The following is a 24,895-nucleotide window of genomic DNA, read 5'->3' on the forward strand; positions in this document are numbered from 1 at the left end:
CGCCACGAGCGCGGCGCCGCAGCCGCCGCGCCGCCACGAGCGCGCCGCGCCGCCACGCCCCGCCCGGACACGCCCCGCAACGACGAGAGCCCCGCACCATCGGTGCGGGGCTCTCGTGCAGGTGTCAGACGCTCAGAGCGCGGAGACCTTCTTGGCGATGGCCGACTTGCGGTTCGCCGCCTGGTTCTTGTGGATGACGCCCTTGCTCACGGCCTTGTCGAGCTTCTTCGACGCGAGGGCAAGCGCTGCGACGGCCTTGTCCTTGTCGCCGGCGACGACGGCCTCGTTCGTGTGGCGGATGACCGTCTTGAGCTCCGAGCGGTAGGCCTTGTTGCGCTCCTGGGCCTTGAGGTTGGTCTTGATGCGCTTCATCTGCGACTTGATGTTCGCCATGCGTGTTGCTCCTTGTTCGTCTGCTACGGGTGGTCGCGACGTCGGGTAGAGGGGCCCTCTGTCGCATCGCGTTCCACCCGTGGGCGGGGAACGCGGAAGCCAGCCACCAACCCTACCAGCAGACCCACGGACCGCCAAAGCCCCGACGCGCCGTGCTCCGTGCCAGGGCCGCACGGCGGAAACGCCCCCGCAACACGGACGGGCTACCGTGACGAGGTGCCATCCCTCGCTCCACGCATCGACTCCGTCCCCGCCTCCGGCATCCGTCGCGTCTACGAGCAGGCGGCCCTGCTGCGAGCCGACGACACCGACGTCGCGATGCTCGTGATCGGTGAGCCCGACGTCCCGGTCGCGCCGCACATCGGCGAGGCCGCGCGCCGCGCGTGGACCGAGGACCGCACGGACTACACGCCGAACGGCGGCATCGCACCGCTCCGTGCGGCGATCCGCGACAAGCTCCGTCGCGAGAACCGCATCGAGGTCGACGTCGAGCAGGTCTGGACGACGATCGGCGCGACCCAGGCACTGTTCCAGGCGATGACCCTCGTGCTGAGCCCCGGGGACGAGGTCCTGGTGCCCGACCCCGGCTACACGACCTTCACGATGAACGCGCACATCATCGGTGCCACCCCCGTGCCGTACCGGCTCGAGCCGCAGCACGACTTCGAACCCGACCTCGCGGCACTCGAGGCGAGCGTCACCGAGCACACCCGTGCGATCGTGGTGAACTCGCCGTCGAACCCGCTCGGCTCGGTGTTCGGCGAGGACACCCTGCGCGCGCTCCTGGCCCTGGCGAAGCGGCACGACCTGTGGGTGATCAGCGACGAGGTCTACGAGTACTTCACCCACGGCACGCGTCACGTGAGCATCGCGGCCCTCGACGACGACGACCGGGTCTTCACCGCCTTCTCGCTGAGCAAGACGTACGCGATGACCGGTGTCCGGGTCGGCTACCTGGTGACGCCGAAGGGCATGGGGCCCACGATGCGCACGACGCAGGAGGCGATGATCAGCTGCGTCGCGGAGCCGGACCAGTGGGCCGCGCTGGCGGCGATCGTGGGCGACCACCAGGCGGTGCAGGACGCACGCGAGCACTACCGAGCGAACCTCGCCGTCGCGAAGGAGGTCCTCGACGCAGCGGGCATCCGCTACCTCGACCCGCGCGGCGCCTTCTACCTGTGGATCGACGTCTCGCACGCGTCGCAGGGCGACGTCGCCGAGTGGGCGCTGGCGTTCCTGCACCGCGAGCACGTCGCGGTCGCCCCGGGCAGCGCCTTCGGTCGGTCCGGTGAGGGGTGGATCCGGGTCTGCCTGGCGGCGACCGTCGACGACCTCCGTCGCGGCCTGGGAGCGCTGCCGGCGCCCGCCAGCGTGACCGTCTGACGGACGGGAGGCCCGTGACGGGCACGACCACGCGCCTCCGGTCCGTCCTGCACACCGTCCAGGGCCCCGGCGCGCCTCCACAGGTCGGCCTGCGGTGCGCGCTGCCCGTGTGCAACCGTGGGACAATCGTTCGACCGCACCGACCCCCTGAGGAACCGTGAGCCCACAAGCATCCGCGCCGCTCGAGCCCGCCGCGACCCCGGCCGAGGCGATCCGCAACTTCTGCATCATCGCGCACATCGACCACGGCAAGTCCACGCTGGCCGACCGCATGCTGCAGATCACCGGCATCGTCGAGGAGCGGGCGATGCGTGCGCAGTACCTCGACCGCATGGACATCGAGCGCGAGCGCGGCATCACGATCAAGTCGCAGGCCGTCCGCATGCCGTGGGAGCTCGACGGACAGACCTTCGCCCTGAACATGATCGACACCCCCGGGCACGTCGACTTCTCGTACGAGGTCTCGCGCTCGCTCGCGGCGTGCGAGGGCGCGATCCTGCTCGTCGACGCGGCGCAGGGCATCGAGGCCCAGACGCTCGCCAACCTGTACCTGGCGCTCGAGAACGACCTCGAGATCATCCCGGTCCTCAACAAGATCGACCTGCCGGCGGCCGACCCCGACAAGTACGCTGCCGAGCTCGCGCAGCTCATCGGTGGCAAGCCGGAGGACGTCCTCCGCGTCTCGGGCAAGACCGGTGTCGGTGTCGCCGAGCTCCTCGACCGCGTGGTCCGGACCGTGCCGGCGCCGGTCGGCGACGTCGAGGCGGCCCCCCGCGCGATGATCTTCGACTCGGTCTACGACAGCTACCGCGGCGTGGTGACGTACGTCCGGATGATCGACGGCACGATCCACCCGCGCGAGAAGGTCCAGATGATGTCGACCCGGTCGACGCACGAGATCCTCGAGATCGGTGTGTCGTCGCCCGAGCCGAAGCCGACGAAGGGGCTGTCGGTCGGCGAGGTCGGCTACCTGATCACCGGTGTGAAGGACGTCCGGCAGTCGAAGGTCGGTGACACGGTCACGACGGCGCAGAAGCCGGCGACCGAGGCACTGCCCGGGTACACGGACCCGAAGCCGATGGTGTTCTCGGGGCTGTACCCGATCGACGGTTCCGACTACCCGGACCTGCGCGAGGCGCTCGACAAGCTCAAGCTGTCGGACGCGGCCCTCGTGTACGAGCCCGAGACCTCGGTGGCGCTCGGCTTCGGCTTCCGCTGCGGCTTCCTCGGCCTGCTGCACCTCGAGATCATCACCGAGCGCCTGTCGCGGGAGTTCGGCCTCGACCTCATCACGACGGCCCCGAGTGTGATCTACGAGGTCACGAACGAGGACACGACCGTGACCGAGGTCACGAACCCCTCCGAGTTCCCGGGCGGTCGCATCGTCGAGGTCCGCGAGCCGATGGTCCGCGCGGCGATCCTCGCGCCGAAGGACTACGTCGGCGCGATCATGGAGCTCTGCCAGTCGCGCCGCGGATCCCTGCTCGGCATGGAGTACCTGGGCGAGGACCGCGTCGAGATCCGGTACGAGATGCCCCTCGGCGAGATCGTGTTCGACTTCTTCGACCAGCTGAAGAGCAAGACGCAGGGCTACGCCTCGCTCGACTACGAGCCGACCGGCGACCAGGCCGCCGACCTCGTCAAGGTCGACATCCTGCTGCAGGGCGAGCAGGTCGACGCGTTCAGTGCGATCGTGCACCGCGACAAGGCGTACGCGTACGGCACGCTGATGACCGAGCGTCTCCGCAAGCTCATCCCGCGGCAGCAGTTCGAAGTGCCGATCCAGGCCGCGATCGGTGCGCGGATCATCGCCCGCGAGAGCATCCGTGCGATGCGCAAGGACGTCCTGGCGAAGTGCTACGGCGGTGACATCACCCGCAAGCGCAAGCTCCTCGAGAAGCAGAAGGAGGGCAAGAAGCGCATGAAGATGGTGGGTCGCGTCGAGGTCCCGCAGGAAGCCTTCATCGCAGCGCTCTCGGGCGATGTCGAAGAGAAGAAGAAGTAGCCGCAGCGAGCACGAGCAGCACGACGGAGCCCCGCCACGAGCGGGGCTCCGTCGTTCCCGGATCCGCTCGTCCCGGTGCGCGAAGCGGACGAGATCGGGGCGCAGTCCGCCGGGGCTTCAGGGGCAGTCGGCCTGGTCCTCCGCGGATGCGGTGGGTGGACCGGGCAGTCTGCCCGCACTCTGGGGGACCGGGCAGGTCACCCGATCTGTACGGTCGCATCTGTACCGAGGGCGACTGAAGACCCCTCAGTTCAGGGTGGACCCGGCCGCCCGGACCGTGCGTGCTCCTGCGCCACGGCGCTCGAGGACCCGGGGTGCACACGGAGGTGCGAACCACGATGTCCCGTCACGCAACGACCGTCCCCCGCGCACGGCGCCGACGGTCCGAACTCGTCCTGGTCGCCGCCGGCGTCGCTGCTGCGGTGGTGCTCGCCATGAGCTTCAGCGGCACGCTGTCGGTCTTCACGCAGGCCTTCCTGCACGGCACCAACACGGTCGCGACCTCGACCATCCAGATCGTGGAGACGACGGCGGACGGTTCGCCGGGTGCGTGCACGACCGCGGCCGACGGCACGGCGAGCTGCACCGACCCGGACCTCTACGGCGGCCAGTCCCTGCGACCAGGGGGCCGGTCGGAATCCCAGACAATCTTCTTCGAGAACACCGGGACGGCGACGCCCACCGGCTTCCGGCTGATCGGCGGACCGTGCGCGACCAGGCCCGAGAGCGGGTCGGAACTGTGCCGCCAGCTCGTCGTGAAGATGACCTGGCGCGGCGCCGACGTGCTGCCCGCGTCCACGACGCCCGCGTACCTCGCGGCGAACGCGATCACGCTGCCCTACCCACCCGCCGCAGGCGAGCGCTACCCGCTGGCCGTGCAGGTCTCGCTCCCGGACGGGGCGACCGCGCCGACGTCGGGTGTGACCCTCTCACAGGCCCTCACGTTCACGTTCTCGGCCTGACGGTGCCGTCGTGGGAAGGCACTCGACGATCGTCCCGCGGGCTTCGGTGCGCACGGGCTGGCTCCTCACGGCGGCGGGACTCGTCGCCTCGGTCGCCCTCGCACTGACGGCGACCGGCACGACGTCGGCGTACACGGCGTCGATCTCGAACACCACGAACACCGCCAACACCGTCTCGATCGAGATGACGCAGGGCCCTGACGCCTCGACCGTGGCGTGCAGGAGCACCGCCACGGCCACCACGACCTGCTCGACCGACCTCTACGCGGGCAAGGACCTCCGGCCGGGGGACACGACGCGCGGCACCTCCACGGTGATCAGGAACACCGGAGGGGTCACCGCGTCCGCCTTCTCGCTCACCCCCGGCACCTGCATCGGCACCGTCTCGACGTCGAACAGCATCTGCTCCTGGTTGCGCGTCACCGTGACGTGGACGACGCCGACGGGGACCACGACCGTGGTCTCGGGGGAGAGCGCCGCGGCGCTCGGCGGGCGGACCTTCCCCGTCAGCCCGGCGCCTGCGGCCGGTCAGGGCGGTACCGCCGTCGTGTCGGTCGCCCTCGACCCGGCGGCTCCGAACGACTCGCAGGCGCAGAGCATGAGCCAGTCGCTCGTGTGGACCTTCACCGCATGACGGTGGCGGAGACCGGGGCGGCGATCGGCGTCCCCGCGACTGGTCGCCGGCGTGCTCCCGGCCGCGCGGTGCCGGTGCGGCTCGTCGTCACCGTCGCCGTCGTCCTGCTCGTGCTGCTCGGTGTCGGGGCCGCGACGGCCGCGGGCGTCCGGACGTTCGACGTCCGGACGCCGTCGATGGGCCGCGCGGCACCCGTCGGCTCGCTCGTCGTCACCCTGCCGCCCGGACCGGACCGGCTGGCCGTCGGCGACGTCATCACCTTCGTCCCACCGGACGCCGAGGGCGGGGGGACGGCGCCTCGACTGCCCTACACGCACCGCATCAGCGCGGTGGAGGACGGCGCGTTCACCACCAAGGGCGACGCGAACGGTGCCGCCGACGGCTGGACCGTCAGCCGCGCTGACGTCGTCGGCAGGGTCGTCGCAGTCCTGCCCGGTGCGGGGTGGGCGCTCCGCATGCTGCCGTGGTCCGTCGGCGGGGTCGGTCTCGTCTGGCTCCTGACCGGGCTCCTCGGCGCGGGCGCTCCGCGGACCGCCGCTCGCCTGCTCGGCTCGGCCGCGGTGCTGGCCGGCGTGGTGACGGTCTTCCGACCGTTCGCCGCCCTCGTCGTGACCGGCGTCGACCCTGGGACGCGGCCGGTGGCACACGTGGTCTCGACCGGTCTGCTGCCGATCCGGGCGGTCGGACCGTCCGGTGCGTCCGACCGGCTCGTCAGCGGTGCCGTCGGTCAGGTGCCCCTGCCTCCGGGGTCGGACGGCGCGGTCGCGCTCGCCGCTCGACTCGACCTCTCCCCGCTCGGTTGGGCGGTGCTCGCCCTGCTCTGTGCCGCACCCCTCGTCGTCGGGGTCCTCCTGGCCCGGTCGCAGAGCCTCCGCCTCCCCGATCCCGGGCACACGGAGGACCCTGCGACGGACCTCCCGGCGGTGTCGTCGTGAGTGCCAGGACGGCGGGCGTGCTCACCGGGGCGCTCGTCGTGGCGCTCATCGTGGCGACCGGTGGCACCACGACGGCCGATCCCACCCTCGCCGCGTACACGGCCGCGTCGTCGAACCGGAGCACCGCGAGCACGGTCGGTGACTACGCCCTGACGGGCCTGCCGTTCCGTGACTCCTTCGCCGGAGGGCAGGGGGCGTGGAGGACCTACGGCGGCTCCTGGACGACCCGGACGCAGTTCGGCTACGGCACGTTCACCGAGACGGCAGGCTCCTCCGACGGGCCCAAGGCCGTCACGGGTGACCCGTCGTGGACGGACTACACGATGCAGGCGGACGTCCAGGTGAACAGCGGGACGAACGCAGGGCTCCTGGTCCGCGTCACGGATCCCGCTCCGGGTGCCGATGCGTTCACGGGGTACTCGATCGGTCTGGACCGGACGGACAACACGCTGTCGATCAGCCGGACGAAGCACGGTGCGACGACCCGACTGGCGTCCGCGACGATCCCCGGCAGGCTCGCGAACGGACAGTTCTACCACGTGGTCGTGCAGGCCGCCGGGTGCGGCATCACCGCCTGGTCGACCACCGTCGGCGCGAACGACTGGACGCGGGCGAGCGTCTCTGAGTCGTCGGCCGACTGCCTGACGTCGGGCGCGATCGGGCTGCGCGGCAACGGCAGCGCAGCCGGCTACCGCTTCGTGACGGCCACAGCGGGTGCCCTCGCACCCTCGCTCGCGGCGGACCCGTACAACTCGACCCTCGCCACGGGCCGGTTCGAGGACGGAGCGCCCGCGCGGGTGTTCGGGGGCACGTGGGCGATCGACCAGCAGGAGGAACGGATCCGCAGCACGGCCTACGCGAACACCGGGGACAAGCAGGTCCTGAACCGGGTCTGGGGCGACATGACCCTGACGGGCGACGTGCGCCTGATGCGCACCCCGAGGTCGGGCAGCGACGCGGGTCTCGTCGTCCGGGTGAACGACCCGTCCACGGGGATCGACTCGATGCGCGCCTACTCCGTCGGCATCACCGCGACCGGGATGACCATCGGCGAGCACCGGTCGCCCGGGTTCGTCGGGTCGTTCGTGTCCTTCGGTCGGACGGTGCAGGCCGAGGAGTGGTGGCACCTCACCGTCGAGGCGGTCGGCTGCACGATCACGGCCACCGCGTCACCGGCCGACGGCGGGACACCCGTCCAGGGTCGCGTGTCCTTCGGTGCCTGCTCGTCGACGAGCGGCGCGGTCGGGATCCGCGAGCAGGGCACCGAGGCCGAGTGGCGGAACCTCGCCGTCACGCCACGCTGACACAGGTCGGGCCGAGCGGCCCCGGTACGATGGCTCCATGAGTTCCCGCGGCAGCTACCGGACCGCCCTGACCTACGGTGCCGTCGGTGCCACGCAGGCGGCGGACCTCATGACCTACCCGCCGGAGGGCTTCACCCCGGCGGAGTCGCGGGCGCGCATCGGCCACGGCGACGCCCGGTTCGAGACCGCGGTGACGCAGGCGTTGACCTGGCAGATCCAGGAGCGCAGCGGCATCCGGGTGCAGGTCGAGGACCATCCCGACGACGACGAGGTCCGCTACAACCCGGTGACGTTCGACGAGCACGGTGTCCCGATCGCACCGGCCTCGATCGGCACGCCCCGGGTGGAGAAGTTCGCCGCCGACGGCACCCCGCTGCTGACGGCGGGCACCACGGCGACGCTCGAGATGCACGCGTTCGGGCAGACCGTGCACGCGCCGGTCCGCGTCGTGTCGATCATCGACGAGACCGACCGCAAGGGCTTCGCCTACGGCACGCTCGAGGGGCACCCGCTGTCCGGCGAGGAGTCCTTCGTGGTCGAGCGCACGAGCGACGGTTCGGTGTGGCTGCAGGTCCGCCAGTTCTCGCAGCCGTCGAGCCGGAAGTGGGCGTTCGTGGCGCCGCTGCTCCGTCGACAGCAGCGGGTCATGGCAGCGAAGTACCTCAGCGCACTGCGCGGCGACTGACCGGTCGACACGAGGCGTCCGACCGCGTGCTCGGTACGGCGCACCGACCGACCGCCACCGCCGCCGCCGCTCAGCGCAGCGGCGGCAGCGCGGCGATCGCCTCCTCGAGCAGTCGGGCGTCCTGCACGCAGTCCCGCGCGACGCACACCGCGCTCGTCCCACGCAGGGCGTCGACCTCGTAGACCCCGGTCGCGACCGCGACGAACGGGATCCCCACCGCGTCGGCCGCCTCGCCGTCCCGCGGGGTGTCGCCGACGATGACGGCTCGCTCCCCGGACAGGGCGGCGGCGGCGCGTGCGGTGACGCCGGTGCGCTCGACCTCCGCGTCCCCGAAGTACGAGTGCTCCCAGTCGAAGGCGCCGAGGTCCAAGCCCGCCCCGCCCAGCTTCACGCGGGCCCGGTGCTCGGAGTTGCCGGTCAGCAGGCCGTTCCGCCAGCCGAGTCCGGCGAACCGGCGGACGAGCGCGGCGGCTCCGGGGGCGGGGGAGCGGCGTTCGCCCCGGCCGTAGCGCTCGTCGGTCAGGTCGCGCAGGTGCCGGCTGACCGTGGGGATGAGCGCGTCGTCGAGGTCGTGTGCCCGGACGTGGTCCGCGATGAGCCCGGCGTCGGTCCGGCCGTGCTGGTGTCCGACCTTCAGCACGAGGTCGCGGCCGACCGCGCGCTCGACGGCCAGGTGGTACAGGTTGCCGGGCGACGCCGCGTTCAGCACGAGGGTGCCGTCGATGTCCCACAGCACCGTGGTGGGGACGGTGTGGTGCTCCATGGCTCCATCATGGCCGAGAATGGAGTCCATGCCGAGTGCGCTCCCGATCGCCGATCCCGCTCCCGCGGACGGCCTGCTCACCCCTGGCCCCGGCGCCGGCGACGTCCCCTTCGGCGTCTACGTCCACGTGCCGTTCTGCCGGGTGCGGTGCGGCTACTGCGACTTCAACACCTACACGGCGTCCGAGCTGCGCGGGGTGCGCCGTGACGACTACGCCGGCCACGCGGTGCAGGAGATCCGGTGGGCGGCCGAGGTCCTCGACCGCTCCGGGGTGCCGCGACGCCCGGTCTCGACGGTGTTCTTCGGCGGTGGCACGCCGACGATGCTGCCGGCGGACGACCTGGTGATGATCCTCCGGGCGATCGACGACACGTGGGGCATCCTGCCGGGGGCGGAGGTCACCACCGAGGCGAACCCGGACTCCGTGGACGCGGACGCGATCGCGACCCTGCAGCGCGGCGGGTTCACCCGGATGAGCTACGGCATGCAGTCGGCCGTCCCGCACGTCCTCGCGACGCTCGACCGGACCCACGACCCCGAGCGGGTTCCGGTCGTGGTGGACCTCGCGAAGCAGCAGGGCCTCGACGTCAGCCTCGACCTCATCTACTCGACCCCGGGGGAGTCGCTCGACGACTGGCGCACCTCGCTCGAGGCCGCGCTGGCCTGCGCGCCCGACCACGTGTCGGCGTACTCGCTCATCGTCGAGGACGGCACGGCGATGGGGCGCATGGTGGCCCGCGGCGACCTGCCGGCCCCGGACGACGACCTCGCCGCCGACATGTACGAGCTCGCCGACCGGACCCTGGCCGACGCCGGGTACTCCTGGTACGAGGTCTCGAACTGGGCGCGCACCGACGAGGCCGGTGGTCCGGAGCGCCACGCGAGCCGACACAACCTGTCCTACTGGAAGGGCCACGACTGGTGGGGCGTCGGCCCGGGTGCGCACTCCGCGGTCGCCGGCACCCGCTGGTGGAACGTGAAGCACCCGGCCGCGTACGCGAACCGGGTGCTGGCAGGCGAGTCGCCCGCGGCGGGGCGCGAGACGCTCGACGCCGACACCCGGTACGTCGAACGGGTGCTGCTCGCCGCGCGCGTCCGCGGCGAGCTCACCACCGCGGAGCTCGGCCGGGAGGCACGTGGCCGGGTCGCCGGTCTCATCGCGCGTGGCCTCGTGGACGGCACGGCCGCGGTGCGGGGACGCATCGAGCTCACCCTGCAGGGCCGGCTGCTCGCGGACGCGGTCGTCCGCGAGCTGCTCGACTGACGCGCCGGCGGTCGCTCGCGCGCTACTGCTTGATGAACTCGATGGTGAGCGGGTAGCGGTAGAAGTCACCGCGGTTCGCCGCGAGGGCGGCCATGATCGCGAAGACGATCACGATCACGTACAGGATCGGCAGCAGCACGAGTCCGATGACGACGAACGCCAACAGGCTGCACACGAACCCGGCGATCGCCATCGTGATGTGGAAGTTCAGTGCCTGACGGGTGTGCTCCTTCACGAACTGCCCGCGGTCGCGCAGCACCAGGTAGGCGATGATCGGCACGACCAGGCTGAAGAAGATGCCGCCGACGTGCGTCAGCGTCGCCCAGAGTCGCTGGTCCTCCGGCGACATCGGCTGGGGCGGCGTGAAGCCGGCCGGGTACTGCGGTCCCTGCGGGTTCTGGGGTCCGCCCTGCTGCTGGCCGTAGCGGCCGTCCTGCGGGCCGCCCGGTTGCTGTCCGTAGCTCATGCCGTGAGCGTACCGGCGTGGGCCCCGGCGGTCCCGGTCGGTCGGCGGTCGGGCGTAGGATCAGCAGTCGACACGTCCGAGTGCCAGCATCGAACGGAAGGGGTCCGGATGGTCAGCGAACGCTCCCTCGAGGTCCTCAAGGCGATCGTGCGGGACTACGTCGCCTCGCGCGAGCCCGTCGGCTCGAAGACGATCGTCGAGCGTCACGCCTTCGGGGTCAGCGCCGCGACGATCCGCAACGACATGGCGCAGCTCGAGGACGAACAGCTGATCGTGGCGCCGCACACCTCGTCGGGGCGGGTGCCGACCGACAAGGGGTACCGACTCTTCGTCGACCACCTGGCCGCAGCCCGGCCGCTGTCGAGCGCGCAGCGCCACGCCATCGAGACCTTCCTCGGCACGCCGAACGACCTCGACGAGGTCCTCGGTCGCACGGTCCGCCTGCTCAGCCAGCTCACCAACCAGGTCGCGCTGGTGCAGTACCCGTCGATGGTGCGCGCACGCGTGCAGCACGTCGAGCTCGTCCGGCTCGGTGACACCCGCCTGATGGTCGTGCTCATCACCGACACCGCCCGGGTCGAGCAGCGCGTGGTCGAGACGGACGTCCCCCTCGACGAGGGGTCGCTCACCGAGCTCCGCACCGTCGTGAACGGGGCGAGCGTCGGGCTCCTGCTGCAGGACGTCCCGCGTGCCCTGCGCGAGGTGCCGCAGCAGCTCCGTCCGGACGCGCAGACCCTCGGCGGCGTCGTCGTCGCGACGCTCATCGAGCAGGTCGCGGCGAACCGGCAGGACCGCCTGGTCATGGCCGGCGCGGCGAACCTGGCGAAGAGCGAACGCGACTTCTCCGGCGGACTGTTCTCCGTGCTCGAGGCGATCGAGGAGCAGGTGACCCTGCTCCGCCTGTTCGGCGAGATGCAGGTGGACGACGTGGCCGTGGCCGCGAGCATCGGCGTCGAGAACGCCGAGTACGGCCTCGACGCGACGAGCATCGTCGCCGGTGGCTACCTCGCCGGCGGCGGAGCGGTCGCCCGACTCGGGGTCCTCGGCCCCACCCGCATGGACTACGGCACGAACATGGCGGCCGTCCGTGCGGTCGCACGGTACCTGTCCAAGCTGCTGGGCGAACATTGACCGGACCCTGCGCCCGACGCGCGGTGTCCAGCGGACCGGCTCCGCGCCTCCAGACCGGACCGCGGCGACCGCCGCGACCCACCGACCGAACCGAAACCGACTGAGGGAACCGTGGCAGACCACTACGACGTCCTCGGCGTCCAGCCGGACGCCTCCGATGCCGACATCAAGAAGGCCTACCGACGGCTGGCGCGCGAGCTCCACCCGGACGTCAACCCGAGCCCGGACGCGGCCGAGCGCTTCAAGGACGTGACGCACGCGTACGACGTGCTGAGCGACCCGGAGCAGCGCCGACGCTACGACGCCGGCCCGCAGGAGAGCCCCTTCGGCGGCGGTGCCGCCGGTGGCTTCAGCGACATCTTCGACGCCTTCTTCGGCGGGGGTGGCGGCGGCGGACGCGGCAACGGTCCGCGCAGCCGTGCCGAGCGCGGGCAGGACGCCCTGCTGCGCATCGAGGTCGACCTCGACGAGGTCGTCTTCGGCACCCACAAGGACGTCGAGGTCGACACGGCCGTCGTCTGCGACACCTGCCACGGCTCGTGCTGCGCGCCGGGGACCAGCCCGCGCACCTGCGACATCTGCGGCGGCTCCGGGCACATCCAGCGTCAGGTCCGCTCGCTCCTCGGCAACGTCGTGACCAGCGCGCCCTGCGGGACGTGCCGCGGCTACGGCACCGTCATCCCGAGTCCCTGCCCGACGTGCCAGGGCCAGGGGCGCGTCCGTGCCCGCCGGACCATCCCCGTCGACGTCCCCGCCGGCGTCGAGACCGGGCTGCGCCTGCAGATGCCGGGCCAGGGCGAGGTCGGACCCGCGGGCGGCCCGTCCGGCGACCTGTACCTCGAGGTCAAGGTGCGCCACCACGACGTCTACAGCCGCGACGGCGACGACCTGCTCGCGACGCTCGAGGTCCAGATGACCGATGCGATCCTCGGCGCGCACACGACGATCGACGGGCTCGACGGGCCGGTCGAGCTCGAGATCCGTCCGGGCGTGCAGAGCGCCGACGTCCTGGTCATCAAGGACCGCGGCGTGACGAAGCTGCGCGGCACCGGCCGGGGCGACCTCCGCGTCGGCGTGCAGGTCGTGACCCCGACCAAGCTCTCGCACAAGGAACGTGGGCTCGTCGAGCAGCTCGCGAAGACGCACAAGGCACCGGGACCGCAGCTCGCCCGCTTCCAGCAGGGCATGTTCGGCAAGCTCCGCGACCGCTTCTTCAACTTCTGATGGCATCGCTCTACCTCGTCGGTCCGGGGACCCTCGACGACCTCGGCGCCGGTGACGCGGTGTCGCTCGACGGCGCGGAGGGCCGACACGCCGTCTCGGTCGCGCGGGTCCGCGTCGGCGAGACGCTGCGCCTCTCCGACGGCCGGGGCACGGTCGTCACGGGCGCGGTCGCGTCGACCGGCAAGGACACGCTGACCCTGACGGTCGCCGACGTCGACGTCGAGGCGGAACCGCGTCCGGCGCTGGTGCTCGTGCAGGCGCTCGCGAAGGGCGGGCGTGACGAGATGGCGGTGCAGGCAGCCACCGAGATCGGCGTCGACCGCATCGTCCCCTGGGCGGCAGCGCGCAGCGTGTCGCGGTGGGACGGCGCGAAGGTCGAGAAGGGACGCGCCCGGTGGGCGGCGATCGCGCAGGAGGCCGCGAAGCAGGCGGTCCGGTCGCGCGTCCCGACGGTGGACGCACCGGTGACGACGGCGCAGCTGGCCGCGGTCGGCCGGGAGGCGCGGCGTGCGCTGGTCGTGCTGGACCCGGTCGGCGCGGTGCGGCTCTCGGCGTGGGAGCCGCCGGCCGACGTCGACGAGATCGTCCTGGTCGTCGGACCCGAGGGCGGGATCGACGGTCCCGAGTTCGACCGGCTCGAGGCCGCCGGCGCCGTCCGCGTGCGGCTCGGGGACACCGTGCTCCGCACCTCGACCGCCGGACCGTCCGCCCTGGCCGTCCTGCAGACCATGCTCGGGCGCTGGTAGCGGCGTCGGAGGCGGGTCCTACGATGGTCTCCATGAGCAGCAGCGAGCCGAGCATCTTCTCGAGGATCGTCGCGCGCGAGGTCCCCGCGACCATCGTGGCCGAGGACGACCGGGTGATCGCGTTCGAGGACATCGCCCCGAAGGCACCCGTCCACGTGCTCGTGGTGCCCAAGACCGAGGAGTACCGCGACGTCACCGAGCTCGCCGCCGGTGACCCCGAGCTGCTGGCGCACGTCGTCGCGACCGCCCGCCGCATCGCGGACGAGCGGGCCGGCGGCCAGTTCCGTCTCGTCTTCAACACCGGCGAAGCCGCCGGTCAGACCGTGTTCCACGTGCACGCGCACGTCCTCGCAGGTGATCTGCACGAAGGGAATCTCCTTGCCGGTTGACGACTCCGTCCACCCCGCGTCCGACGCGCCCGCACCGGACCGACCCACGACCCGACCCGTGTCCGACCCGTCCGACGTCGTCGTCGACATCCGGGTCGACGGCATCGCGATGGTCCAGCTCCTCGGCCCGCAGGACCGCCTGCTCAAGACGGTCGAGCGGCAGTACCCGGGCGTCCGGGTGCTCGTCCGCGGCAACGAGGTCTCGCTCACCGGACCCGAGCGCGACGTCGCCCGTGCCCACGCGCTCGTCGACGAGCTCGTCGGCATGGTGAAGCGCGGGCAGGACATCGGTCCGGCCGACATCCCGACGTCGGCGCGGATCCTCGACGAGGACCGCAAGCCCTCGGACACGTTCGGCACCCCGATCGTGGCGAGCCGCGGCAAGTCGGTGCGGCCGAAGACCGACGGGCAGCGCGCCTACGTCGACGCCATCGACCAGCACACCATCACCTTCGGCATCGGCCCCGCGGGCACCGGCAAGACCTACCTGGCGATGGCGAAGGCCGTCCAGGCACTGCAGCGGCGCGAGGTCACCCGCATCATCCTGACCCGTCCCGCGGTCGAGGCGGGCGAGCGGCTCGGGTTCCTGCCGGGCACGCTGACCGACAAGATCGACCCCTACCTGCGCCCGCTGTACGACGCCCTCAACGAGATGATGGACCCCGAGCTGGTCCCGAAGCTGCTGGCGGCCGGCACCGTCGAGGTCGCACCGCTGGCGTACATGCGCGGCCGGACGCTGAACGACTCGTTCGTGATCCTCGACGAGGCGCAGAACACCACGCCCGAGCAGATGAAGATGTTCCTGACGCGCCTCGGCTTCGGCTCGAAGATGGTCGTCACCGGTGACATCACGCAGGTCGACCTGCCCGGCAACCTGTCGGGTCTCCGGCTCGTCACGCGGATCCTGGGCGACGTCGACGACATCCACTTCGCCCGGCTCGGCAGCGAGGACGTCGTCCGCCACACCCTGGTCGGACGGATCGTCGACGCCTACACCGTGTACGACGAGGAACGTCTGGCGGAGCAGGCCGGGCACCGCCCCGCCGGCCGGGGGACCGCGCCGACGGGCAACCCCGCCGGAGCGAACCGAGCCGAGCGTCGCGGGCGCCCGCCGCAGGACCGCCAGCAGTCCACGTACCCCCAGAACGACGCCCGAGGAGGCAACCGGTGAGCATCGAGCTCAACAACGAGTCGGGTGTCGAGGTCGACGAACAGGCCGTCCAGCGCCTCGCCGCCTTCGCGCTCGACGCGCTGCACGTCCACGCGGACGCGGAGCTCGCGATCGTCCTGGTCGACGAGGGCGCGATGGAGCAGCTGCACGTCCGGTGGATGGACGAGCCGGGTCCGACGGACGTCCTGAGCTTCCCGATGGACGAGCTCCGTCCGGGGACCGAGGACGAGCCGACACCGGCCGGGCTGCTCGGCGACATCGTCGTGTGCCCGCAGGTCGCCGCCGAGCAGGCGAAGACCGCGGGGCACACCACCACCGACGAGATGCTGCTGCTCACGTGCCACGGCATCCTCCACCTGCTCGGCTTCGACCACGCCGAGCCGGAGGAGAAGGCCGAGATGTTCGGGCTGCAGGGCGAGATCCTCTCCGCCTTCGCGGCACAGCGACGCGGGCGGTGACCTGATGGTGCTCGTCGCCGTCCTGCTCGCGGCGGCGTTCGTCCTGGTCGTCGTCGGCGGTCTGCTCGCCGCGTCCGACGCCGCGCTCACCGTGCTGTCCCGCGCCGACCTCGACGAGATCGCCCGTGGCAGCCGTAACCGTCGTGCGATCGAGGCCGTGGCCGACGACGTCGGCGCGCACGTCAACGCCCTGAACTTCGTCCGCGTGCTCGCCGAGACCGCCGCCGCGGTGCTCGTCACGATCGCCCTCGTCACGGTGTTCGACACCTGGTGGGTGGCCCTGGTCGTGTCCGCTGCGATCATGACGGCCGTGTCGTTCGTGCTCGTCGGGTCGAGCCCGCGCAGCGTCGGACGCGCACACGCCGAGCGCCTCATCGGCGCCACCGGAGGACTCGTGCGCGCCGTCCGGATCGTGCTCGGTCCGCTCGCCGGGCTCCTCGTCGCGATCGGGGACCGGGTGACCCCCGGCCGTGGCCGCAGCGCATCGACGGTGTCGAGCGAGGAGCAACTGCTCTCGCTCGTCGACGAGGCGACCGAGAGCAACGTGCTCGCACAGGACGACCGCGAGCTCATCCACTCGGTCTTCGAGTTCAGCGACACCCTGGTGCGCGAGGTCATGGTGCCCCGGACCGACATGCTCACGGTCGACGGGGAGGCCACCCTGGCCGCGGGGATGGAACGGTTCCTGGTCGCCGGCGTCTCGCGCATGCCGGTCACCGGTAAGGACAGCGACGACGTGCTCGGCGTGCTCTACCTGCGCGACGTCTCCCGCGCCCTGTACGAGCAGCCCGGCAGCGAGCGGGAACCGGTGACGGCGCTGCTGCGACCGGCCGAGTTCGTCCCCGAGTCGAAGCCCGCGGACGACACCCTCCGGCACATGCAGGTCGCCAAGAACCACCTGGTGCTCGTGGTCGACGAGTACGGCGGCGTCGCCGGGCTCGTGACGATGGAGGACCTCATCGAGGAACTCGTCGGCGACATCTCCGACGAGTACGACCGCACCGTGGTCGACCGGACCGAGGTCGGCCCGGGCGTCTGGCGCATCTCCGCCCGCATGCCGATCGACGAGCTCGGCGACCTCTTCGGCGTCGAGCTCGAGGACGACGACGTCGACACCGCCGGTGGCCTGCTGACGAAGGAGCTCGGCCGGCTGCCGGTCCGCGGCGAGCAGGTCACCGTCTCCGGGGTCGCGCTGACCGCCGACCGTGTCGAGGGCAAGCGCCGCCACCTGATCACCGTCCTCGCCGAGCGGAGCGCCGCCCTGCAGGACGCCGAGGACGCCCTCGACGAGACCACTCCGAGCACGACGGGAACCCCGAACGCATGACCGATCACGAACCCGACCACGGCACCGACACGGGTACGGACACCGACGCGACCACGGGGACCGACACACCGGGCCAGCCGTACCGCGCCGGCTTCGTCTCCTTCGTCGGGCGTCCGAACGTCGGCAAGTCGACGCTGACGAACGCCCTGGTCGGCGAGAAGGTCGCGATCACCTCGTCGAAGCCCCAGACCACGCGACGCGCCATCCGGGGCATCGTGCACCGGCCCGACGGCCAGGTCATCATCGTCGACACCCCCGGCGTGCACCGGCCCCGCACCCTGCTCGGCGAACGGCTCAACGACCTCGTGCAGTCGACGCTCGGTGACGTCGACGTGATCGGCTTCTGCGTGCCGGCCGACGAGCCGATCGGGCCGGGCGACAGGTTCATCAACGAGTCGCTCGACCAGTACCCGCGGGCGCGGAAGATCGCGATCGTCACGAAGATCGACGGCACCCCGAAGGACCGCGTCGGCGAGCAGCTCCTCGCGGTGTCCCAGCTGCGGGAGTGGGACACGATCATCCCGACGTCGGGGACGAAGGGCCTGCAGCTCGAGGTGCTGCTCGCCGAGATCACGAAGCTGCTGCCCGAGTCGCCGCAGCTGTACGACGCTTCCACCGTCACCGAGGAGACCGACGAGGACCGCATCGCCGAGCTCGTCCGCGAGGCCGCGCTCGAGGGCGTCCGCGACGAGCTGCCGCACTCGCTCGCGGTCGTCATCGAGGACGTCGTCGAGCCCGACGACGAGGACGACCCCGACGGACCGCTGCGGATCTTCGCGAACCTGTTCGTCGAGCGCGACAGCCAGAAGGCGATCGTCATCGGGCGGGGCGGCGAGCGGCTCCGGGACGTCGGATCACGTGCCCGGGCCGAGATCGAGTCGCTGCTCGGCGGTCGCCACGTCTACCTGAACATCCGTGTCAAGGTCGCCAAGGAGTGGCAGCGCGACCCGAAGCAGCTCGGCCGTCTGGGCTTCTGATCCGGGTCATCCCCTGGTCGGACGCGCGTCCTCCGGCCGCGTCGTACCGTGGGGTGGTGTTCCGCCCCCTGCTGCGCGCGCAGCTCGTCACCGACGTCACCACAGCGGTGCTGCTCGGCGGGCTGCTGACGCTCCTGCGTGCGTCCGCCGACCTGCCGTCCCTCTGGCTGGTGACGGTGGTCGGACTGAGCATCGCCCTCGCGATCCGTCGCCTGTCGCCGGGGCTGTCGCTCGCACTCTCGTGGGTGATCGCCGTCTTCGAGATGGTGACCATGCAGGTGCCGGACTACTCGAACGCGCTGCTCGCCGGCGTGCTCTTCACCACGAGCGCCTACGGCAGCAAGCGCGTCCGCATCGCCGGCCTGGTCTCGGCCATCGGCGGATCCGCGGTCGCGGCGGCGTACGTCGGGCTGTACGACCACCAGCGCCGCTCCGGCATCGAGACCGCCTCGTCGCCCACGCTCGAGACCCTGCAGGTCGTGCTCGCGACGTTCGCCGGCGTCCTGCTGCTGCTCCTGCTGCCGTGGCTCGCCGGACTCGTCCGCCGCGCCCGCCGGTCCGCGAGCATGAGCCGGGAGGCCCAGCTGGTCGCCGAACGGGATGCCGCACGCGCCGACCGTGCGGTCGCGGTCGAGCAGGAGCGGGTGCGGATCGCCCGCGACATGCACGACATCGTCGCGCACTCGCTGGCTGTCGTCATCGCCCAGGCGGACGGGGCACGCTACGCCGCCAAGACCGACCCCGCGATCGCGGACCAGGCGCTCGAGACCATCTCGAGCACCGCTCGCAGTGCCCTCGGTGACGTCCGCGAGCTGCTCGGCGCCCTGCGGCACGAGCAGGGGACCGCCCCGACGCCCGAGGCAGCCGACCTCGAGGTGCTCGTGGCCGAGATGCGCGAGGTCGGCCTCGACGTCCGTGTGGACCGGGAAGGCGACCCGACCGGTCTGCCCACGACGACCCAGCTCGCCGTGTACCGGATCGTCCAGGAGAGCCTGACGAACGCGTGGAAGCACGGGGAGAGCGGGACACCGGTCCACACCGCGCTGACCTACCGTCCCGACACCGTCGAGATCACCGTCGTGAACCGGCGCGCCGACGACGGCTCCAGCGGCCCCGGCACCGGGCACGGACTGGTCGGCATGCGCGAGCGTGTCACGATGACCGGGGGGTCGATGACGGCCGGGCACCGCGGTGACGACTTCGTGGTGGCCGTGCGCATGCCCGCGGTCCCCGCGAGCGGCCAGTTCCCCCGCGGCCGCATCACCCAGATGGAGCAGGAGCGCACCAGATGACCACGTCCCAGCCGACCGGTGGCCCGATCCGGGTCGCCCTCGTCGACGACCAGGCGCTCTTCCGCACCGGGATCCGGATGCTCATCGATTCACAGCCCGACCTGCAGTTCGTCGGTGAGGCCGGCGACGGGGCCGAGGGCGCCGAGCTCGTGCGGCGCACCGGGGCGGACGTGGTGCTCATGGACGTCCGGATGCCCGTGATGGACGGGATCACCGCGACCGCACGGATCGTCGAGCAGGGCGGGGCAGACGCCGCGAAGGTGCTCGTGCTCACCACCTTCGACTTCGACGAGGCTGCCGCGAAGGCGATCCGGGCGGGCGCGAGCGGCTTCGTGCTCAAGGACGCCGACCCGGAGTTCCTGCTCGCCGCGGTCCGGACCGTGCACGCCGGCACCGCCGTGTTCGCCGCCTCCGCCACCCGCGAGCTCCTCCGCCGGTACGACGACGGCGCGGCCCAGGCCGCCGCGGTGCCCGCCGCCTTCGCCGAGCTGACGCCCCGTGAGCGGGAGATCTTCGACCTCGCGGCACGCGGGTACAGCAACAGCGAGATCGCCCAGCACGAGTACGTCAGCGAGGCGACGGTGAAGACGCACATCTCGCGCGTGCTCAGCAAGCTCGACCTGCGGGACCGCGTCCGGCTCGTCGTGTTCGCGCACGAGCACGGGCTGGTGCCCAGGGCCGACTGACCCCGGCGTCGACCGGCGGAGCGACCCGCTGTCATCCGACAGGATGACCCCTCCACAGCACGTCGAGCCGAGCGGACCATCCACAGGAGCCGCGCGACGGACGCGGGACGCGCCTCCCGGCCGCCAGGCTCGGAGCATGACCACCAACCACACCCCGATCATCCGGCTCGACCACGTGTCCAAGCACTACGGCGACGCCGCCCGCCGCGTCACCGCGCTCGACGACGTCAGCGTCGACATCGGGGCGGGGGAGTTCACCGCCGTGATGGGGCCGTCGGGCTCCGGCAAGTCGACGCTCATGCACGTCGCCGCGGGGCTCGACGCGGTGAGCACCGGGCGGATCACGATCGACGGGGTCGACATCACCGGCCTCGGGGACCGCGAGCTCACCGAACTGCGCCGTCGCCGGCTCGGGTTCGTGTTCCAGTCCTTCAACCTCGTCCCGACGCTCGACGTGCGGGAGAACATCCGGCTGCCGTTCCTGCTCGGTGGGCACCAGCCGAGCCGGGACGAGTCGGCGTGGATCGACCGGCTCGTCGACCTGCTCGGCCTGGGTGACCGTCTGACCCACCGGCCGCACCAACTCTCCGGCGGACAGCAGCAGCGCGTCGCGATCGCGCGTGCGCTCGCGTCGCGTCCCGCCGTGGTGGTCGCGGACGAGCCGACGGGCGCCCTCGACTCGCGCACCGGGCGTGACGTCCTCGCGATCCTCCGCGGCGCCGTGCAGGAGTGGGGGCAGAGCGTCGTCATGGTGACGCACGACCCGACGGCCGCCGCGAACGCGGACCGCATCCTCTTCCTCGCCGACGGGCGGATCGTGGACGACCGCCCGTCGATGACCGCCGCCGAGATCTCGGCGACGATGCTCGGGATGGAGGCAGCCGCGTGACCGGCCTGCGCACGTTCGCCCCGACGGTCCTCGTCGCAGCCCTCGGCACGACGTTCGGGTCCGCCCTCGTCATCGCTCCCGGCATCGTGACCCAGGCGATGGCTGCCGCGGGTCTCGACGGCCTCGCACCCGTCCGGGCGATCCTGTCCGTCGTCGGGTGGCTCTTCCTCGGCATCGCCCTCTACGTCGGTGCGATCGTGACGGCGAACACCTGCGCCACGATCATCGCGGGGCAGACCCGCACGATCGCACTCCAGCGGTTGATCGGGGCGACGGGCGCCACCCTGCGTGCCCGGACGACCCGCACCGGCCTCGTCGTCGGTGCCGTGGGCGGCGCGGTGGGCACCGTCGTCGGCACCGGGCTGGCCGCATGCTTCGTCGCGGTCCTGCGGAGCACCGGCTTTATCCCCGACACCACCTACACGCTCGTCCCGTGGGAACTCGTGCTGCCGCTCGTCGCCGTGGTCCTGGCGACCTGGGGCGCGTTCGCGGCCGGGTCCCGCCGGGTGCTGACGGTCACGCCGCTGCAGGCGCTGTCATCGACCGTCGAGCCGAGCCACGCCGACGTCCGGTCGGGCCGGGCGCGGACGGTCTGGGCGGTCCTGCTCATGACGGTCGGTGCGCTGCTGATGGTGCTCGGTCTGGTCCTCAGCCCCGCCACGCCCGCGGCCGTCCTGCCGGCGGCCCTCGGCGGGTTCGTCTCCTTCGCCGGGGTCGCGGTCGGCGCGACGATCGTGATGCCCCCGGTCCTGCAGTTCATCGGTCGGATCGGGTCCCGTGACCCGGTCGTCCTGCTCGCCGGTCGCAACGCGATGCGGGCTCCGGGCCGGTCGTCACGGGCCACCATCGGGCTCGTCATCGGCGTGACCCTGCTCGTCACCTTCGCGGTCGCGCTCGGGATCATGCAGCACGTGGTCGAGACCCAGATGGCGGCGATGGGCGACGGTTCCCTGCCGGCGGACGCGGTCCAGGCGCAGCGGGACTTCTTCGTGCAGCTGAACGCCGTCGTGAGCGTGATCGTCGGGTTCTCCGCGGTGATCGCCGCGGTCGGCGTCGTGAACGCCCTCGCGCTCGGCGTGCTCCAGCGTCGTCGTGAGCTCGGCCTGCTGCGCGTCCTCGGGCTGACCGGAGCGCAGGTCCGACGCATGATCGTGACCGAGGCCGTGCAGATGGTCGTCGCCGCGGTCGTCACCGGACTCGTCCTCGGCACCCTGTACGGCTGGGTCGGCGGGCAGACGATGCTCGGCTCGCTCGGGACGGTCGTCACGCCCGTGCTGCCGCCGCTGACCGTCGCGGTCGTGGTGGTGGGGGCCCTCGTGCTCGCGGTCGTCGCCACGGTCGCACCGGTCCGGCGGGCCATGCGGGTGTCGCCGACCGAGGCGCTCGCCGTCGACTGATCGCACGGGTCGGGAGGAGCGTCCGGGACGTCATCCACTTGCACCGCGCTGGTGTACCAGTGCTACGGTGGCAGCGATGTACTCGGCGCTCCTCCTCCTTCGCTGCCGCGACGAGGCCTGACACACGGCCCACCTCGTCGCGGAGTCCGTCGTGGCCCCCCACAGCGCCGATGCCGGCGAGACGACGAAAGCGACGACCATGCAGAACACCCAGCGCCCCTCCGGGATGCCGATCCACAAGTACGTTCCCTTCCACGAGCAGATCCGCGTCGACCTGCCCGACCGCACCTGGCCGACGAAGCGCATCGACCGGGCGCCTCGGTGGTGCGCGGTGGACCTCCGTGACGGCAACCAGGCCCTGATCGACCCGATGGACTCCGAGCGCAAGCGGGCCATGTTCGACCTGCTCGTCCGGATGGGCTACAAGGAGATCGAGGTCGGCTTCCCGAGCGCATCGCAGACCGACTTCGACTTCGTCCGGTCGCTCATCGAGGACGGCGCGATCCCGGACGACGTCACGATCCAGGTGCTGACCCAGGCGCGTGAGCACCTCATCGACCGCACGTACGAGGCGATCGACGGGGCGAAGCAGGCCATCGTGCACCTCTACAACTCGACGTCCATCGTCCAGCGCGAGGTCGTCTTCCGCACCGACGTGCAGGGCGTCGTCGACATCGCCGTCGCGGGCGCCCGGATGTGCAAGGCGGCCGAGGCCCGGTTGCAGCACGGCACGCAGGTGTTCTACGAGTACTCGCCGGAGTCCTACACGGGCACCGAGCTCGAGGTCGCGGCGCAGATCTGCAACGCCGTGCTCGAGGTCTTCGAGCCGACCTCCGACCGCAAGGTGATCATCAACCTCCCGGCGACGGTCGAGATGGCCACGCCCAACGTCTACGCCGACTCGATCGAGTGGATGTCGCGCAACCTCGACCACCGCGAGGACGTCATCCTGTCGCTGCACCCGCACAACGACCGCGGCACCGCCGTCGCCGCCGCCGAGCTCGGCTACATGGCCGGGGCGGACCGCATCGAGGGGTGCTTGTTCGGCAACGGCGAGCGCACCGGCAACGTGGACCTCGTCGCCCTCGGCATGAACCTGTTCACGCAGGGCATCGACCCCGAGGTCGACTTCTCGGACATCGACCAGGTCAAGCGCACCGTCGAGTACTGCAACCAGCTGCCGGTGCCCGAGCGGCAGCCCTGGGCCGGCGACCTGGTCTACACGGCGTTCAGCGGTTCGCACCAGGACGCCATCAACAAGGGTTTCGAGGCGATGCAGGCCAAGGCCACCGCCGCGGGGAAGTCCGTCGACGACATCGCCTGGGCGGTGCCGTACCTGCCCGTCGACCCGAAGGACATCGGCCGCTCGTACGAGGCCGTCATCCGCGTCAACTCGCAGTCCGGCAAGGGCGGCGTCGCGTACCTGCTCAAGACCGACCACGCGATCGACCTGCCCCGCAAGCTGCAGATCGAGTTCTCCGGCGTGGTGCAGCAGCGCACCGACACCGAGGGCGGCGAGTTCTCGTCCGACCGGATCTGGGACCTGTTCCGCGACGAGTACCTGCCCGCCGACGACGAGTCGGACAAGTGGGGCCGGTACGAGATCACGAAGACGGCGACGTCGAGCGACTTCGACGGCACCACGGAGCTCCACGTCGCGATGCGTGTCGACGAGGGGTCCGTCGCCGCCGATGCAGTCGGCACCGGTCCGGTCGACGCGTTCCTCACCGTCATGCGGGAGCAGGGCGTCGCGGTCACGCTGTACGACTACTCCGAGCACACGATGAGCGCCTCGGGTGACGCGAAGGCCGCCGCCTACGTCGAGCTCGACGTGGACGGCACCCGGCTGTGGGGCGTCGGGATCGACGCCGACATCGCGACCGCCTCGCTCAAGGCGATCGTCTCCGCGGTGAACCGGGCCGTACGCGCCGGAGCCGCGACCGGGACGCCGGAGCTGGTCACGGCGTAGGACGCCAGCGCTCTCGGGAGGCGCGGTGCGGGTCCGTCCCACACCGCGCCTCCCGTCTGTGGACGCGTCGTCGACCGGGCGGATCCCGTCACGCTCGGCGTCGTCCGTCGACGGGATCTGCCCGCCGGACGGAACTCACGCGGTGTGTCGTGCCCGCTCGGCGCCGACCGGACAGGACGCCGACGACCGGTCGTCGCGCGGCATCGGCGGTGCCGCGAGCCGGTGGATCCCGTCACGCTCGGCGTCGTCCGTCGACGGCGGTGCCTCGAGCGGGCGGATTCGGTCACGCTCGGCGTCGTCCGGCGACGGCGGTGCGTCGAGCGGGCGGATTCGGTCACGCTCGGCGTCGTCCGGCGACGGGATCTGCCCTCTCGGGAGAACGCGCGCGGCGCGTCCCGCTCGCTCGGCGCTCGCCGCTCCGCGCTCGCCGCTCTTGAGACCGCGC

Annotated in this window: 24 protein-coding genes; 21 read left to right on the top strand and 3 right to left on the bottom strand. The window is 71.8% G+C overall.

The features are described 5' to 3' along the window. Nucleotides 1–132 precede the first annotated feature (132 nt). Entirely contained in the window at nt 133–393 is a 261-nt protein-coding gene (rpsT, locus tag PIJ49_RS01560; protein ID WP_058729393.1) for a 30S ribosomal protein S20, read from the bottom strand. 216 nt (nt 394–609) lie between these two features. Between rpsT and PIJ49_RS01565 the strand changes: the two genes are divergently transcribed. The 7 genes from PIJ49_RS01565 (at nt 610) to PIJ49_RS01595 (ending at nt 8,301) form a co-directional block, all read left to right on the top strand. Further along, the gene (locus tag PIJ49_RS01565; RefSeq protein ID WP_066653834.1) at nt 610–1,776 is read left to right on the top strand and encodes a pyridoxal phosphate-dependent aminotransferase; all 1,167 of its coding nucleotides are present in this window, start codon (nt 610–612) and stop codon (nt 1,774–1,776) included. Between the two features lie 157 nt (nt 1,777–1,933). Then, nucleotides 1,934–3,781, top strand: coding sequence for a translation elongation factor 4 (lepA, locus tag PIJ49_RS01570; protein ID WP_066653837.1), 1,848 nt, complete (start codon nt 1,934–1,936; stop codon nt 3,779–3,781). Nucleotides 3,782–4,119: 338 nt separating this feature from the next. Further along, complete coding sequence (locus PIJ49_RS01575; protein ID WP_271825370.1) at nt 4,120–4,743, top strand: hypothetical protein; 624 nt, start codon at nt 4,120–4,122, stop codon at nt 4,741–4,743. A 10-nt stretch (nt 4,744–4,753) separates the two neighbouring features. Beyond that, complete coding sequence (locus PIJ49_RS01580) at nt 4,754–5,377, top strand: hypothetical protein (RefSeq protein ID WP_271825371.1); 624 nt, start codon at nt 4,754–4,756, stop codon at nt 5,375–5,377. Beyond that, complete coding sequence (locus PIJ49_RS01585; RefSeq protein WP_271825373.1) at nt 5,374–6,312, top strand: S24/S26 family peptidase; 939 nt, start codon at nt 5,374–5,376, stop codon at nt 6,310–6,312. The genes PIJ49_RS01580 and PIJ49_RS01585 overlap by 4 nt, the downstream gene beginning before the upstream one ends. Then, nucleotides 6,309–7,616 (top strand): 3-keto-alpha-glucoside-1,2-lyase-like domain-containing protein, encoded by a 1,308-nt coding sequence (locus tag PIJ49_RS01590; RefSeq protein ID WP_271825375.1) that lies wholly within the window; start codon nt 6,309–6,311, stop codon nt 7,614–7,616. Before PIJ49_RS01585 ends, PIJ49_RS01590 begins: the two co-directional genes overlap by 4 nt. Before the next feature lie 37 nt (nt 7,617–7,653). Continuing rightward, entirely contained in the window at nt 7,654–8,301 is a 648-nt protein-coding gene (locus PIJ49_RS01595; protein WP_066653852.1) for a DUF1990 domain-containing protein, read from the top strand. A gap of 70 nt (nt 8,302–8,371) precedes the next feature. On the opposite strand, the gene PIJ49_RS01600 is transcribed toward PIJ49_RS01595, so the two are convergent. Further along, a complete protein-coding gene (locus PIJ49_RS01600; RefSeq protein ID WP_271825378.1) occupies nt 8,372–9,064 on the bottom strand; it encodes an HAD family hydrolase in 693 nt (230 codons plus the stop codon). Between the two features lie 28 nt (nt 9,065–9,092). Here PIJ49_RS01600 and hemW point away from each other — a divergent pair, with 28 nt between their 5' ends. After that, the gene (hemW, locus tag PIJ49_RS01605; protein WP_066658103.1) at nt 9,093–10,328 is read left to right on the top strand and encodes a radical SAM family heme chaperone HemW; all 1,236 of its coding nucleotides are present in this window, start codon (nt 9,093–9,095) and stop codon (nt 10,326–10,328) included. Nucleotides 10,329–10,350: 22 nt separating this feature from the next. Here hemW and PIJ49_RS01610 read toward each other — a convergent pair whose 3' ends face one another. Further along, on the bottom strand, nt 10,351–10,794 hold the full coding sequence (locus tag PIJ49_RS01610) for a DUF4870 domain-containing protein (RefSeq protein ID WP_235426567.1): 444 nt from the start codon (nt 10,792–10,794) through the stop codon (nt 10,351–10,353). A gap of 108 nt (nt 10,795–10,902) precedes the next feature. On the opposite strand from PIJ49_RS01610, the gene hrcA reads away from it, so the two are divergent. The 13 genes from hrcA to leuA all read left to right on the top strand — a co-directional run bounded on the left by hrcA (nt 10,903) and on the right by leuA (nt 24,450). Beyond that, the gene (hrcA, locus tag PIJ49_RS01615; protein ID WP_209683023.1) at nt 10,903–11,925 is read left to right on the top strand and encodes a heat-inducible transcriptional repressor HrcA; all 1,023 of its coding nucleotides are present in this window, start codon (nt 10,903–10,905) and stop codon (nt 11,923–11,925) included. Nucleotides 11,926–12,036: 111 nt separating this feature from the next. Next, entirely contained in the window at nt 12,037–13,149 is a 1,113-nt protein-coding gene (gene dnaJ, locus PIJ49_RS01620; protein WP_066653858.1) for a molecular chaperone DnaJ, read from the top strand. Continuing rightward, nucleotides 13,149–13,895, top strand: a complete 747-nt coding sequence (locus tag PIJ49_RS01625; protein WP_251154952.1) for a 16S rRNA (uracil(1498)-N(3))-methyltransferase — start codon at nt 13,149–13,151, stop codon at nt 13,893–13,895. Before dnaJ ends, PIJ49_RS01625 begins: the two co-directional genes overlap by 1 nt. Before the next feature lie 32 nt (nt 13,896–13,927). After that, a complete protein-coding gene (locus PIJ49_RS01630) occupies nt 13,928–14,284 on the top strand; it encodes a histidine triad nucleotide-binding protein (RefSeq protein ID WP_066653863.1) in 357 nt (118 codons plus the stop codon). Nucleotides 14,285–14,393: 109 nt separating this feature from the next. Continuing rightward, entirely contained in the window at nt 14,394–15,455 is a 1,062-nt protein-coding gene (locus PIJ49_RS01635) for a PhoH family protein (protein ID WP_245171450.1), read from the top strand. Beyond that, nucleotides 15,452–15,913 (top strand): rRNA maturation RNase YbeY, encoded by a 462-nt coding sequence (gene ybeY / locus PIJ49_RS01640; RefSeq protein WP_066653869.1) that lies wholly within the window; start codon nt 15,452–15,454, stop codon nt 15,911–15,913. The genes PIJ49_RS01635 and ybeY overlap by 4 nt, the downstream gene beginning before the upstream one ends. Before the next feature lie 4 nt (nt 15,914–15,917). Then, nucleotides 15,918–17,240 (top strand): hemolysin family protein, encoded by a 1,323-nt coding sequence (locus PIJ49_RS01645; RefSeq protein WP_066653872.1) that lies wholly within the window; start codon nt 15,918–15,920, stop codon nt 17,238–17,240. Beyond that, nucleotides 17,237–18,217 (top strand): GTPase Era, encoded by a 981-nt coding sequence (era, locus tag PIJ49_RS01650; protein WP_066653875.1) that lies wholly within the window; start codon nt 17,237–17,239, stop codon nt 18,215–18,217. The genes PIJ49_RS01645 and era overlap by 4 nt, the downstream gene beginning before the upstream one ends. Nucleotides 18,218–18,273: 56 nt before the next feature. Next, on the top strand, nt 18,274–19,509 hold the full coding sequence (locus tag PIJ49_RS01655; protein WP_144411283.1) for a sensor histidine kinase: 1,236 nt from the start codon (nt 18,274–18,276) through the stop codon (nt 19,507–19,509). After that, nucleotides 19,506–20,195, top strand: a complete 690-nt coding sequence (locus tag PIJ49_RS01660) for a response regulator transcription factor (RefSeq protein ID WP_066653881.1) — start codon at nt 19,506–19,508, stop codon at nt 20,193–20,195. Before PIJ49_RS01655 ends, PIJ49_RS01660 begins: the two co-directional genes overlap by 4 nt. Nucleotides 20,196–20,331: 136 nt before the next feature. Continuing rightward, entirely contained in the window at nt 20,332–21,084 is a 753-nt protein-coding gene (locus tag PIJ49_RS01665; protein WP_251154955.1) for an ABC transporter ATP-binding protein, read from the top strand. Then, nucleotides 21,081–22,481, top strand: a complete 1,401-nt coding sequence (locus PIJ49_RS01670) for an ABC transporter permease (protein ID WP_251154956.1) — start codon at nt 21,081–21,083, stop codon at nt 22,479–22,481. Before PIJ49_RS01665 ends, PIJ49_RS01670 begins: the two co-directional genes overlap by 4 nt. Before the next feature lie 199 nt (nt 22,482–22,680). Continuing rightward, the gene (gene leuA, locus PIJ49_RS01675) at nt 22,681–24,450 is read left to right on the top strand and encodes a 2-isopropylmalate synthase (protein WP_271825648.1); all 1,770 of its coding nucleotides are present in this window, start codon (nt 22,681–22,683) and stop codon (nt 24,448–24,450) included. Nucleotides 24,451–24,895: the final 445 nt, after the last annotated feature.

The organism is Curtobacterium uvaldense, assembly GCF_028307415.1.
In the GTDB taxonomy this organism is placed as follows: domain Bacteria; phylum Actinomycetota; class Actinomycetes; order Actinomycetales; family Microbacteriaceae; genus Curtobacterium.

Bases quoted from the DNA above. Each gene is read 5' to 3' on its own strand.
- rpsT (WP_058729393.1), bottom strand. From the start codon at position 393: ATGGCGAACATCAAGTCGCAGATGAAGCGCATCAAGACCAACCTCAAG.
- PIJ49_RS01575 (WP_271825370.1), top strand. From the start codon at position 4,120: ATGTCCCGTCACGCAACGACCGTCCCCCGCGCACGGCGCCGACGGTCC.
- PIJ49_RS01585 (WP_271825373.1), top strand. From the start codon at position 5,374: ATGACGGTGGCGGAGACCGGGGCGGCGATCGGCGTCCCCGCGACTGGT.
- PIJ49_RS01595 (WP_066653852.1), top strand. From the start codon at position 7,654: ATGAGTTCCCGCGGCAGCTACCGGACCGCCCTGACCTACGGTGCCGTC.
- PIJ49_RS01600 (WP_271825378.1), bottom strand. From the start codon at position 9,064: ATGGAGCACCACACCGTCCCCACCACGGTGCTGTGGGACATCGACGGC.
- hemW (WP_066658103.1), top strand. From the start codon at position 9,093: ATGCCGAGTGCGCTCCCGATCGCCGATCCCGCTCCCGCGGACGGCCTG.
- PIJ49_RS01610 (WP_235426567.1), bottom strand. From the start codon at position 10,794: ATGAGCTACGGACAGCAACCGGGCGGCCCGCAGGACGGCCGCTACGGC.
- hrcA (WP_209683023.1), top strand. From the start codon at position 10,903: ATGGTCAGCGAACGCTCCCTCGAGGTCCTCAAGGCGATCGTGCGGGAC.
- PIJ49_RS01625 (WP_251154952.1), top strand. From the start codon at position 13,149: ATGGCATCGCTCTACCTCGTCGGTCCGGGGACCCTCGACGACCTCGGC.
- PIJ49_RS01630 (WP_066653863.1), top strand. From the start codon at position 13,928: ATGAGCAGCAGCGAGCCGAGCATCTTCTCGAGGATCGTCGCGCGCGAG.
- PIJ49_RS01635 (WP_245171450.1), top strand. From the start codon at position 14,394: ATGGTCCAGCTCCTCGGCCCGCAGGACCGCCTGCTCAAGACGGTCGAG.
- PIJ49_RS01645 (WP_066653872.1), top strand. From the start codon at position 15,918: ATGGTGCTCGTCGCCGTCCTGCTCGCGGCGGCGTTCGTCCTGGTCGTC.
- era (WP_066653875.1), top strand. From the start codon at position 17,237: ATGACCGATCACGAACCCGACCACGGCACCGACACGGGTACGGACACC.
- PIJ49_RS01660 (WP_066653881.1), top strand. From the start codon at position 19,506: ATGACCACGTCCCAGCCGACCGGTGGCCCGATCCGGGTCGCCCTCGTC.
- PIJ49_RS01665 (WP_251154955.1), top strand. From the start codon at position 20,332: ATGACCACCAACCACACCCCGATCATCCGGCTCGACCACGTGTCCAAG.
- leuA (WP_271825648.1), top strand. From the start codon at position 22,681: ATGCAGAACACCCAGCGCCCCTCCGGGATGCCGATCCACAAGTACGTT.